Origin of the sequence: Streptomyces sp. NPDC004065, assembly GCF_044903565.1 — a bacterium.
In the GTDB taxonomy this organism is placed as follows: Bacteria; Actinomycetota; Actinomycetes; order Streptomycetales; family Streptomycetaceae; genus Streptomyces.
Genome location: NZ_JBJDQT010000020.1, coordinates 60629 through 72824, shown reverse-complemented (window position 1 = coordinate 72824; position 12196 = coordinate 60629). Strand labels below are relative to the sequence as shown.

Annotated in this window: 10 protein-coding genes and 1 tRNA gene; 9 read left to right on the top strand and 2 right to left on the bottom strand. The window is 72.9% G+C overall.

The window, feature by feature from the left end; translation table 11 throughout:
* Positions 1-252: 252 nt before the first annotated feature.
* Together ACI2LW_RS21370 and ACI2LW_RS21365 are read left to right on the top strand one after the other, a co-directional pair.
* A complete protein-coding gene (locus ACI2LW_RS21370) occupies positions 253-777 on the top strand; it encodes a YwqJ-related putative deaminase (RefSeq protein ID WP_404732785.1) in 525 nt (174 codons plus the stop codon).
* A gap of 76 nt (positions 778-853) precedes the next feature.
* Entirely contained in the window at positions 854-1387 is a 534-nt protein-coding gene (locus tag ACI2LW_RS21365) for an SUKH-3 domain-containing protein (protein WP_404732784.1), read from the top strand.
* Between the two features lie 208 nt (positions 1388-1595).
* On the opposite strand, the gene ACI2LW_RS21360 is transcribed toward ACI2LW_RS21365, so the two are convergent.
* A complete protein-coding gene (locus tag ACI2LW_RS21360) occupies positions 1596-2954 on the bottom strand; it encodes a sensor histidine kinase (protein ID WP_404732783.1) in 1359 nt (452 codons plus the stop codon).
* A 387-nt stretch (positions 2955-3341) separates the two neighbouring features.
* On the opposite strand from ACI2LW_RS21360, the gene ACI2LW_RS21355 reads away from it, so the two are divergent.
* The 7 genes from ACI2LW_RS21355 (at position 3342) to ACI2LW_RS21325 (ending at position 9157) form a co-directional block, all read left to right on the top strand.
* A tRNA-Gln gene (locus ACI2LW_RS21355) sits at positions 3342-3413 on the top strand.
* A 113-nt stretch (positions 3414-3526) separates the two neighbouring features.
* Positions 3527-4975: a bifunctional UDP-N-acetylglucosamine diphosphorylase/glucosamine-1-phosphate N-acetyltransferase GlmU gene (glmU, locus tag ACI2LW_RS21350; RefSeq protein WP_404732782.1), complete on the top strand. Its 1449-nt coding sequence runs from the start codon at positions 3527-3529 to the stop codon at positions 4973-4975.
* Between the two features lie 148 nt (positions 4976-5123).
* On the top strand, positions 5124-6098 hold the full coding sequence (locus ACI2LW_RS21345; protein ID WP_404732781.1) for a ribose-phosphate diphosphokinase: 975 nt from the start codon (positions 5124-5126) through the stop codon (positions 6096-6098).
* Between the two features lie 207 nt (positions 6099-6305).
* Positions 6306-6899 (top strand): 50S ribosomal protein L25/general stress protein Ctc, encoded by a 594-nt coding sequence (locus ACI2LW_RS21340; RefSeq protein ID WP_404732780.1) that lies wholly within the window; start codon positions 6306-6308, stop codon positions 6897-6899.
* 73 nt (positions 6900-6972) lie between these two features.
* Positions 6973-7575, top strand: a complete 603-nt coding sequence (gene pth / locus ACI2LW_RS21335; RefSeq protein WP_404732779.1) for an aminoacyl-tRNA hydrolase — start codon at positions 6973-6975, stop codon at positions 7573-7575.
* 53 nt (positions 7576-7628) lie between these two features.
* Entirely contained in the window at positions 7629-8147 is a 519-nt protein-coding gene (locus tag ACI2LW_RS21330) for a hypothetical protein (RefSeq protein WP_404732778.1), read from the top strand.
* Positions 8148-8440: 293 nt separating this feature from the next.
* On the top strand, positions 8441-9157 hold the full coding sequence (locus ACI2LW_RS21325) for an LPXTG cell wall anchor domain-containing protein (protein WP_404732777.1): 717 nt from the start codon (positions 8441-8443) through the stop codon (positions 9155-9157).
* A 73-nt stretch (positions 9158-9230) separates the two neighbouring features.
* Here the strand turns inward: ACI2LW_RS21325 and ppc are convergent, their stop codons facing one another.
* The gene (gene ppc / locus ACI2LW_RS21320) at positions 9231-11960 is read right to left on the bottom strand and encodes a phosphoenolpyruvate carboxylase (RefSeq protein ID WP_404732776.1); all 2730 of its coding nucleotides are present in this window, start codon (positions 11958-11960) and stop codon (positions 9231-9233) included.
* Positions 11961-12196: the final 236 nt, after the last annotated feature.

The window sequence follows — 12196 nt, the reverse complement described above, 5'->3', positions numbered from 1 at the left end:
GACTACTACTCTCCAACGCGTCCACCGCGCACAGCGCGGCCTGCCCGACAGCCTATGCGGTACGCCGACACCGGTCACCGGGCCTCGGGTCCCCCGGCCCCGGGCGGTCGCGCCCGGCCGGCCCGCGCCCGTGACCAGCCGTCACCCCGCCGTGACGCACCGCCCCGCCACGGGCGTGTCGCACCGCCCCAGCTTCCGCAGCGGCCACGGCATTTGGCACTCTGTGTCCTTCGGGGGGATGCCCGGGAGGGATTGATGATCATGAACGCGACGCAGACGGAACCGCACGCCGGCGCCTCCGGCGACCCCCGCATCGGCTGGAGCGGCGCCGAGACGCCGCACGCGCCCGCCCTCCGCCACCGCCGCGACGGCATACTGCCCACCGTCGCCGCCGCCCTGTCCGTCCGCGGCGCCACCCTCACCGGCACCGCCGCCCGCGGCGAGGAACCGCCGCCGCTGCACCCGCTCGTCCGGGACTTCCTCGACGCGCTCACCAGCGCCCAGCGCGACCGCTTCACCGGACGCTGTGCCGAGACCATCCTCATCTCCCGGCACATCGCCGCCGCCGACGCCGCCCGCAGCAAACGCGCGGCGCGCAGGCCCATGACCAACGGCGAGGCCCGCAAGGCCCTCAAGCACGCCAAACTCACCGCCCGGCACATCCGTGAGGACGGCGACCCGCTGCACGGCGGGTTCGCCGCGCCCTGCCGCGCCTGCACCGCCCTCAGCGCCCACTTCGGCGTCCGCATCGTCGACCCGGCCGCCCAGGACGACTGACCACGGGCCGCCCCGCCCCGCCGTGCGCCGCCGCCGGCCCGGCACGACCCCCGCCGCCTCGACGATCGAAGGGCAGATGCACACCGACCGCACCACCTCGCCCCGGCTCCCGGCTCCGCCGGAGCAGGGGGCGTTGCCGCCCCGCTTCGCCGTCCCCGTCGACGCGGCCCTGCGCGCCGCCGGCTGGCGGCCGGGGCGCTGGGACATGAAGCAGGCCGAGGTCTGGGCCGACACCCTGCGCGAGCACACCTCGCCGGCCGGCCACCGGCACAGCGTCTTCCCGGCCGCCGTCGAGGCCTGGGCCGAGTTCGGCGGGCTGCGCATCACGCCCACCGGGCCCGGCCGGCAGGTCGCCCCGGCCGCCTGCCACCTCGACCCGCTGCACGGCCTGCACATGGCCCGCACCCTGGGCGACCTCGGCCGCGCCCTCGGCACCGAGGTGAGCCCCCTCGGCGCGGAGACCGGCACCGAGGCCCTGCTCGCCATCGACGCCGAGGGCCGGGTCTACGCCCTGGACCACACCGGCGACTGGTACCTCGGACCCGGTATCGACCAGGCCCTGTCCGCCCTCGTCTCCGGCATAGCACCGGTCCGCCTCACAGCGGGCTGACCCCCACCACGCCTCCCGCGCCGCACCGCGCGGGCCGAGCCCCACCGCAGCCTCCCGCGCCGCACCGCGCGGGCCGAGCCCCACCGCAGCCTCCCGCGCCGCACCGCGCGGGCGAACCGCCGGGCCACGCGCCGCTACGACACCGCCGCCGGACCCGCAGACCACGCGCCGCTACGACACCGCCGCCGGACCCGCAGGCGACGTGCCGCTACGACATCGCGGCCGACGCCGGGATCACCGCCGACACCCGGAAGCCCCCCGCGTCCGTCGGCCCCGACACGAAGACCCCGCCCAGCGCGGCCACCCGCTCCTTCATCCCCAGCAAACCGTTTCCCCCGGAAGGCAGTCCCGCCGAGGCCGACGCCGGCTCCGGTGGGGGCTCGTTCTCCACCTGCATCGCGATCTCCGAGGCCCGGTGCGCCAGCCGCACCCGCGTCTTCGCCCCGGCCGCGTGCTTGTGGACGTTCGTCAGCGCCTCCTGCACCACCCGGTACGCGGTCTGCTCCACCTCCGCCGCGTACGGCCGGGCCTCGCCCTCGACCGACAGGCTCACCACCATCCCCGCCGCCGCCGACTGTCCGACCAGCTCCTCCAGCTCCGACAGGTACGGCCCCTCCACCGGGGCGGCGGACCCCTCGTCCCCGGGCGCCCGGGACGCCGCCACGGCCGCCGCCGCGCCCACCGCCGCCAGCGGGAGAGCCGCCTCCGGCTCCCGCTGCCGCTCCCGCTGCCGCTGCCGCGGCGGACCGTCGCCGGCGCGCAGCACACCGAGCATCTCCCGCAGCTCGGTCAGCGCCTGCCGGCCCATGTCGCCCACCAGAGCGGCGTTCTTCACCGCCTTCTCCGGGTCCTTGCGCGCCACGGCCTGCAGCGCCGCCGCGTGCACCACCATCAGACTCACCCGGTGCGCCACCACGTCGTGCATCTCGCGGGCGATCCGGGTGCGCTCCTCGCTGCGGGCCCACTCGGCCCGCTCCTCGGCCCGCTCGGCCAGCAGCTGCAACTCCCGCTCGAGGCTGTCCGCCCGCTCGCGCAGCGACTCCATCAGCCGCCGCCGCGCGCCCACGTACAGGCCGAGCAGGAGCGGAGGGGCCGTCAGGCCGAGCGACGTGGCGACCGCCGCGAAGGGCACGAACCAGTCCCCGAGCGTCAGATCGCCGCGCGCCATGTCCTGCCGCACCCGGACGAACGTCACGATCATCGTCCCGACCAGTGACATACCGGCCAGTGCGACGATGATCCGCCGGGGCAGCTCGCACGCGGCCAGCGTGTACAGCCCGACGATCCCCATCAGAAAGCCCATCTGGGCCGGAGTGACCGCGATGGCGACGAGCACGACGGCGATCGGCCAGCGCCGCCGGATCAGCAGCACGGACCCGGCGAGCAGCCCGAACACCACGCCCACGGCCACCGGTATCCCGGCGTCCCGGGCGAAGGGCACCCCCTCCGCCCCGCACTCCAGCGCGGACGCCAGCGCGAGACCTCCGTCGAGTACCGCACTGCGCCACCGCACCCACCACCACGGCCCGTCCCCGGCCGCCCTGTGGTCTTCCCCCGTCCTGGTCATGCCCTCCAGCCTACGGGCGGCGACCCCGCCTTTTCCGGCGAGTTTCCGCTACCGCCCTACACCACCCTCCGTAATCGAATAACAACAAAACCGGCCGATATCCCTCGCACTCTTGATCCACTCCCCCACCGCCCCCCGGATCCCCGCAGACCGCCCGGACGGTACGCATGGGACACCCTCGCGGCGGGCCGCCGCGACCGCCCCCGGGCCTCCGCGACCGCCTTCGAGCCACCACGGCCGCCCCCGAGCCGCCACGGCCGGCCGCCGCCCCGGGTCGCCGCACCCGGGCGCCCGCTCATGCCGTCGCGTCGAAGGGGGGTGGTGCGGCATAGTAGGTCCGGCGACCTCAACGGACCGATCGAATGTCCGCTTTGGAGGGCTTCACCATCCCCTGTGGTGTAATTGGCAACACGGGTCACTTTGGATGATTTGTTCCAGGTTCGAGTCCTGGCAGGGGAGCATCCGCCCAGTCCGGGTCCCGGCCGCACGGCCGGGACCCACACTCATGTCGCCCGCCAACCGCCCCGGTATCCTGCGGATGTCCACCCCACCCAAAAGCCGAAGGGCATCCCGTGAGCGCCATTCGCCCGGCCGCCGTCGTCGTTCTCGCAGCGGGTGAGGGCACCCGTATGAAGTCGGCCACACCCAAGGTCCTGCACGAGATCTGCGGCCGTTCCCTGGTCGGCCATGTGCTCGCCGCCGCCCGCGAGTTGAAGCCCGAGAACCTCGTCGTGGTGGTCGGGCACGCACGGGAGAAGGTGACCGCGCACCTCGCCGAGGTCGACTCCCAGGCGCGTACCGCGGTGCAGGAGAAGCAGAAGGGCACCGGGCACGCGGTGCGCAGGGGGCTCGAGGAGCTCGGCGGCGCCGTGGACGGGACCGTGGTCGTCGTCTGCGGGGACACCCCGCTGCTGACCGGGCGGACCCTGGCGCGGCTGGCCGGGACGCACCAGGAGGACGGCAACGCGGTCACCGTGCTGACGGCCGAGGTGCCGGACGCGACCGGCTACGGGCGCATCGTGCGCGACCCCGCCACGGGCGCGGTCACGGCGATCGTGGAGCACAAGGACGCGAGCGAGGAGCAGCGGGCGGTCCGGGAGATCAACTCGGGGGTGTTCGCCTTCGACGGGCGGCTGCTGGCCGACGCGCTGGGCAAGGTGCGCACCAACAACAGCCAGGGCGAGGAGTACCTCACGGACGTGCTGGGGATCCTGCGCGAGGCCGGCCACCGGGTCGGCGCCTGCGTGGCGGACGACCACCGGGAGATCGCGGGGATCAACAACCGGGTGCAGCTCGCCGAGGCGCGCCGGATCCTGAACGAGCGGCTGCTGACCCAGGCCATGCTGGCCGGCGTGACGGTGGTGGACCCGGCGACGACGTGGGTCGACGTGACGGTCTCCTTCGAGCAGGACGTCACGGTCCTGCCGGGCACGCAGCTGCACGGGAGCACGCATCTGGCCGAGGGCTGTGTGGTCGGGCCGAACACCCGGCTGACCAACACCCGGGTGGGCGCCGGGGCGCGGGTGGACAACACGGTGTCGGAGGGGGCCGTGGTGGGCCCCGAGGCGTCGGTGGGGCCGTACGCGTACCTGCGGCCGGGGACGCGGCTGGGCCGCAAGTCCAAGGTCGGTACGTACGTGGAGACGAAGAACGCCGCGATCGGCGAGGGGACGAAGGTGCCCCACCTGTCCTACGTCGGCGACGCGACGATCGGAGAGCACACGAACATCGGCGCGGCCAGCGTGTTCGTGAACTACGACGGGCAGGACAAGCACCACACCACGGTGGGCTCGCACTGCCGTACCGGCTCGGACAACATGTTTGTGGCACCTGTCACGATCGGGGACGGCGCCTACACCGCCGCCGGGTCCGTGATCACGCGGGACGTACCGCCCGGTTCGCTGGCCGTGGCCCGTGGCCAGCAGCGGAATATCGAGGGCTGGGTGGCCCGCAAGCGTCCGGGGAGCGCGGCGGCGAAGGCGGCCGAGGCGGCGTCCCGGGAGCCGGGCGAGGAGGCCTGACCGGAAACGGGCGCGTCAAACACGGCGTACCGTGATAAGTGCACACCGCACCCCCATCAGCTGAGAGGGCCTCTCGTGCACGGTTTGGCACGGTTGGTGAGGGCTTCTCGACATCCAGCTGCGAACACCCCTCTGAGGAGACACTGCTGTGACCGGGATCAAGACGACCGGCGTGAAGAAGATGATGTTCTTCTCCGGCCGCGCCCACCCCGAGCTTGCCGAGGAAATCGCCCACGAGCTGGGTGTCGGGGTCGTTCCGACCAAGGCTTTCGACTTCGCCAACGGTGAGATCTACGTGCGCTATCAGGAGTCGGCCCGCGGTGCGGACTGCTTCCTGATCCAGAGCCACACCGCTCCGATCAACAAGTGGATCATGGAGCAGCTGATCATGATCGACGCGCTCAAGCGCGCGTCGGCCCGCTCCATCACGGTCATCGTGCCGTTCTACGGTTACGCGCGGCAGGACAAGAAGCACCGGGGCCGTGAACCGATCTCGGCGCGCCTGGTGGCCGATCTGATGAAGACGGCGGGCGCGGACCGGATCCTGGCGGTGGACCTGCACACGGACCAGATCCAGGGCTTCTTCGACGGGCCGGTGGACCACCTGTTCGCGCTGCCGCTGCTCGCGGACTACGTGGGCCACAAGGTCGACCCCTCGAAGCTGACGGTGGTCTCCCCGGACGCCGGCCGGGTGCGGGTGGCGGACCGCTGGTGCGACCGGCTGGGCGCGCCGCTGGCCATCGTGCACAAGCGGCGCGACAAGGACGTGGCGAACCAGGTCACCGTGCACGAGGTGGTCGGTGATGTGAAGGGCCGCATCTGCGTGCTGGTGGACGACATGATCGACACCGGTGGCACGATCTGCGCGGCGGCGGACGCGCTGTTCGCGCACGGCGCGGAGGACGTCATCGTGACGGCCACGCACGGTGTGCTGTCCGGTCCGGCCGCGGACCGGCTGAAGAACTCCAAGGTGAGCGAGTTCGTGTTCACCAACACGCTGCCGACGCCGGGCGAGCTGGAACTGGACAAGATCACGGTGCTGTCGATCGCGCCGACGATCGCCTCGGCGGTGCGCGAGGTGTTCCAGGACGGTTCGGTCACCAGCCTGTTCGACGAGCAGTAACGATCATTCTCCGACGCCGTCGGTGATCGATCGAGATCGTTTTGGGTTCGGCCTCCCCAGCCGAGTAGACTGCTCCAGTTGCTCGGCGAGGGAGGCCGTAACCGTTCTCGGGCGGATACGGCGGTCCGTAATCGACGCGCTCTTCGTAGCAGGCCGTTCGTGTGGCCGGGTGACCAGTCCCCTTACTACTGCGAGGAGTGAAAGAGCATGTCCGAGGTGAAGATCACCGCCGCGACCCGCACCGAGTTCGGCAAGGGCGCCGCCCGCCGCATCCGCCGTGACAACAAGGTTCCCGGTGTGCTGTACGGGCACGGTTCCGACCCGCTGCACCTGACGCTGCCGGGCCACGAGCTGCTGCTCGCGCTGCGTACGCCGAACGTCCTGATCTCGCTGGACATCGACGGCAAGAGCAACGAGCTGGCGATCCCGAAGGCCGTGCAGCGCGACCCGCTGAAGGGCTTCCTGGAGCACGTCGACCTGCTGCTGGTCAAGCGCGGCGAGAAGGTCACCGTCGAGATCCCGGTCCACGCCGAGGGCGAGCTGGCCCCGGGCGGCAACCTGCTGGAGCACGTCCTGGCCGCGCTGCCGGTCGAGGCCGAGGCCACCCACATCCCGGAGCAGGTCACCGTGTCGGTGGAGGGCCTGGAGGCGGGCGCCTCCGTGCACGCCAAGGACATCACCCTGCCGAGCGGTGTGTCGCTGGCCGTGGACGAGGACGCCGTGGTGCTGCAGGTCCTGGCCGCCCAGGCCGAGGAGGCCCCGGAGGGCGAGGGCGAGGGCGAAGAGGTCGCGGAGGCCTGAGCCGCCCGACCACCGTCGTTTTCGCCGGCCGCTGCTCCCGTGCGGGGCAGCGGCCGGCGCGTATCGAGGAGACATGGACGTGACGACCCCCGCGAACGCGCCCTGGCTGATCGCAGGGCTCGGCAACCCGGGACCGGAGTACGCCATGAACCGGCACAACGTCGGGTTCATGGTGGTGGACCTGCTGGCCGAGCGGATGGGCGGCCGGTTCAAGCGGGCGGGCAGGGCGCAGGCCCAGGTGGTGGAGGGGCGGATCGGCCCGCCGGGTCCGGCCGGCCGCCGGGTGGTGCTGGTCAAGCCGATGTCGTACATGAACCTGTCGGGCGGGCCGGTGAGCGCGCTGCGGGACTTCCACAAGGTGCCGCTGGAGAACGTCGTGGCCGTCCACGACGAGCTGGACATCGACTACGGCGTGCTGCGGCTGAAGCTGGGCGGCGGGGACAACGGGCACAACGGCCTGAAGTCGATGACGAAGGCGATGGGCGCCGGCTACCACCGGGTGCGGTTCGGCATCGGGCGCCCGCCGGGCCGTATGCCGGTGGCGGACTTCGTGCTGAAGGACTTCTCCGCGGCGGAGCGCAAGGAACTGGACTACTTCGTGGACCGGGCCGCGGACGCGGTGGAGTGTCTGCTGGCGGAGGGCCTGGAGCGGGCGCAGAGCGCGTACAACTCCTGACTTGTCCCGCCTTGGGCCGGTCTTCGGGTTGACCGGGCGCGAGTCCATGGCCAATGATCCCGGCCATGCCCGCCGCCTCCGCCTCCCGCTCCCGTCAGGTGCCCCGCCACGCCTTGCACGTACCGCTGCGGTTCGGCCGGGTCGCGCTGATGGGCACGGTCGCCCTGCTGATCCTGGTCGCCGGGGTGTGGGCGTCCTGGGACACCGCGCCCTACGTCATGCTGACCAAGGGGCGCGAGCGCGGCACGGTCGTGGTGACCCGCTGCGACGACGACTCGTGCAGCGGGCCGTACACGCCGCTCACCCCGGGCTCGGCGCCCAGGGACCGGGTGGAGGTGACCCACACGGTGGCGGTGCGCAAGGGGAAGACGTACACCGTCGTGGTGAAGCCGGGCACCAACGAGGTGCTCCGCTCGGGTCCCGCCGGGGTGCTGTACGCGTGGGCGCCGCTCGGCGGGGCGCTGTTGCTGGCCTCCGTGGTCGTGGCGGGCGGCCTGCGGCGCACCCGGGCCGCGTGGGTACTGGCCGGCGCGGGCACCGCCCTGCTGACCGCCGCCTTCGCCCTGCTCTGACCCGCCCCCGCCTCGGCCCTGCACCGACCCGCCCCGCCTCGGCCCTGCACCGACCCGCCCCGCCTCGGCCCGCTCCTTGCCGCCGCCTTGCCCTGCGCCGACCCGTCTTGCCCTGCTCCGACCCGCCTTCTCCCGCTTTCGGCGGTCCTGGGGCACTCGGGGGCCGGTGTTGCCAGTGCGCCGTCCGTTCGTGCCGTTCTCGTGATTGACCCGGCGCACCGGCGCGCCGGATGCTGAGCCGCCCCCTCCACGTCTTCCCGTTCCGCGCCCTTCGAAGATGGACTGGACCGCCCATGCGTACGACCCTCATCCGCGCCGGCGTGCTGACCGCCGGTGTCTCGGCGGCGCTGCTCGCCGCCCCCGCCGCACACGCGACGCCGCCCGGCGACAACGGCACCGTGAAGATCCACGACGCACGCACCGGCGAGGAAGCGCGCCGCAACGAGCCGCATGTGTGCACGTTCTACCTGGACGCCTTCGGCTTCGACGAGGTGCAGCAGGTCAGCTGGCACATCGAGGCGTGGGCGCCGACCGGGCAGCCGAAGGGCACGACGGTGAAGTCGGGGGACATCACCCTGGACGCCGCCGGCCACGGCCGTACCGAGGACCTGTCGCTGCCGGACGGGCACTACAAGCTCTTCTGGAACTTCGCGGGCGAGAAGGGCGCCGCCAAGCACAAGGTGTTCTGGACGGACTGCGAGGACGAGCAGGGCGGCGGCTCCACGCCCTCGGGTTCCGCCTCGCCGGGCGGATCGCCCTCGGCCTCGCCCTCGCCCGGTGACTCGCCCTCCGCCTCGCCCTCGCCCGGCGACTCGTCCGGCGCCTCCCCGAGCGCGTCCCCGACCGCGCCGGCGACCTCGGGCGGGGGCCCCTCGCCCTCGTCCCAGGGCGGTTCGGGCGGCCTGGCGGAGACCGGCAGCAGCGTCCCGGCCGGTGTGCTGGCGGGTGCCGCGGCGGCCCTCGTCGCTGCGGGCGGGTACCTGGTGGCCCGCCGCACGCGCCGCGGCTGACCCGTCGAGGGCACGAAAAAGGGGGCGCCCCCGGACCCGCGCGGGTCCGGGGGCGCCCCCTTCGTGCGCGGTGTCAGCCGGTGTTGCGCAGGCCTGCCGCCACGCCGTTGACCGTCAGCAGCAGGGCCCGGGCGAGCAGCGGGTCGGGCTCCTCGCCGGCCGCCGCCGCGTCCCGCTGCCGCTTGAGCAGGGCGACCTGGAGGTAGGAGATCGGGTCCAGGTAGGCGTCGCGGATGGCGAACGTCTGCTTCAGCACGGGCTGGGCGTCGAGGAGTTCGCTCTCCCCGGTGACGCGCAGGACCTCGCGGACGGTGAGCTCGTGCTCGGCCTGGATGGTCTCGAAGATGTGCTTGAGGTCGTCGGGGACGAGGGTGTCGACGTAGTGCCGGGCGATCCGCAGGTCGGTCTTGGCGAGCGTCATCTCCACGTTGGAGATGAAGTTGCGGAAGAAGTGCCACTCCTGGTGCATCTCGTCGAGCACGGTGTCCAGGCCGGCCTCGCGCAGCGCCTTCAGGCCGGATCCCACGCCGAACCAGCCGGGCACGATCTGCCGGGACTGGGTCCAGCCGAACACCCAGGGGATGGCGCGCAGGCCGTCGAGCGAGACTCCCGAGCCGGGGCGGCGGGAGGGCCGGGAGCCCAGGTGCAGGTCGGCGAGCTGGTCGACCGGCGTGGAGGCCAGGAAGTACGTCGGCAGGTCGGGGTCCTCGACCAGCCGGCGGTAGGCCGCGTGGGCGGCGTCGGACACCACGTCCATGGCCGCGTCCCAGCGGGCGAGGGCCTCGTCGGACTGGCGGGGCGCGGTGTGCAGGGCGGAGGCCTGCAGGGTGGCGGCCACGGTCAGTTCGAGGTTCTCCCGGGCCAGGGACGGGATGAGGTACTTGTCGGAGATGACCTCGCCCTGCTCGGTGACCTTGATCTCGCCCTCGAGGGTGCCCCAGGGCTGGGCGAGGATCGCGTCGTGGGTGGGGCCGCCGCCGCGGCCGACGGTGCCGCCGCGGCCGTGGAAGAGGCGCAGCCGCACGCCGTAGCGGTGGGCGACGTCGCGCAGCCGGCGCTGGGCGCGGTGGATCTCCCACTGGCTGGTGGTGATGCCGCCGAACTTGGAGGAGTCGGAGTAGCCGAGCATGACCTCCTGGACGTCGCCCCGGAGCGCGACCAGCCGCCGGTAGGAGGGGTCGGAGAGCATGTCCTCCAGGATGGTGTCGGCGGCCTTCAGCTCGTCGGTGGTCTCCAGCAGCGGCACGATGCCGATCTTCGCCCAGCCGGCGTGCAGGTCGAGCAGGCCGGCCTCGCGGGCGAGGACGGCGGCGGCGAAGACGTCGTCGGCGCCCTGGCACATGGAGATGATGTAGGACTCGATGACCTCGGGCCCGAAGACGTTCAGGGCGCGCCGGATCGTCTGGAAGACGCCGAGGGTCTTCGCTCCGGCGGCGTCGACGGGGGCGGGGCTCGGGGCGAGCGGGCGGCGCGAGCGCAGCTCCTTGGCGAGCAGCTTGGCGCGGTAGTCGCGGGGCATGTCGGCGTAGCGCCAGGACTCCTCGCCGAGCCGGTCGAAGAGCTGCCCGAGGGCGTGGTGGTGGGCGTCGGCGTGCTCGCGGACGTCCATGGTGGCCAGCTGGAGGCCGAAGGCGGCCAGGGTGCGGATGATGCGGTTCAGCCGGCCGTCGGCGAACAGGCCGCCGCGGTGGGCGCGCAGGGAGTCCTGCAGCAGGCGCAGGTCGGCCAGCAGCTCGCCGGTGCCCAGGTAGTCGCGGCCGGGCTCGTGCGCGGTGCCCCTGGCCAGGCGCTGCTTGGTGTTGACGAGCTTCTGCCGGACGCAGGTGGCCTTGAGCCGGTAGGGCTCCTCGGCGTTGAGCCGCTTGTAGCGGGGGCTGATCTCGGGGAGCCGTTCGAGATCGGTCTGCAGGGAGGCGAGCAGCTCGTCGGTGGCGCCGGTGTAGCGGATGGAGTTGGACAGCAGCCCGCGCAGCTCGTCGATCATGTCGAGGGCGTCGTTGATGCCGTGCTCGTGCTGGAGGATCAGCACCTCCCAGGTGACCTCGGGGGTCACATTGGGGTTGCCGTCGCGGTCGCCGCCGATCCAGGTGCCGAAGGTGAGGGGCCGGGTCTCGTCGGGCAGCGTGACGCCGACCCGCTCGAGTTCGGCGGTGAGGTCCTCCAGGACGTCGCCGACGGCGCCGGCGTGCAGCTCGTCGAGGTAGTAGATGGCGTTGCGGGCCTCGTCGGCGGGTTCGGGGCGCACGACGCGCAGTTCGTCGGTCTGCCAGACGAGGTCGATGTTCTCGGCGAGCCGGGTGTCGTGGCGGCGGCGGTCGGAGTCGATGACCGGGGTCTCCAGCAGCGCGGCGATGCGGCGGAGCTTGTTGAGGACGGAGCGGCGCGCGGCCTCGGTGGGGTGCGCGGTGAACACGGGGCGGACGTTGAGGTGCTGGACGGTCTGCCGCAGGTGCTCGGGGTCGGCGTCCTTGAGGCGGTCGGCGGTGCGGGCGATCAGGCCGCCCTCGGCCGCCCGGCGGGCGCGCAGTTCGCGTCCGCGGTGCACCTGCTCGGTGACGTTGGCGAGGTGGAAGTACGTGGAGAAGGCGCGGACCAGCTTGGCCGCGGTCTCCAGCTCCGTGCCGCGCAGCAGTTCGGCGGCGGCCTCGCCGTCCTCCCGGGTGAGCCGGCGCACCCGCTCGACCAGGTCGAGGAGTTCGGGGCCCTCCTGTCTCACCAGGGTCTCCCCGAGGAGGTCGCCCAGTCGGCGGATGTCGGCGCGCAGCTCGCTGCTGGTCGTCGTCTGGTCGTCGGCACTGCTCACAGGTGCGGCTCCTTGCAGTGTTGAAGCTCGTCTGGGAGGGAACCCGGACGGGTGCCGCGCGGCGGGCTGCCGCATACGGGCCGGACGTCCGGGAAGGGATTCTTCAGAGCGGACCGCGCTGTCCGACCGGCTCCAAGTCTAGGTGTCGGGCGGGACGCGCAGGCACGGGCTCTTGCCGCGGGGCGACACACTGCCATACTTACGATGCCGTAGGTTACGGCACCGTAGGGAGCTGG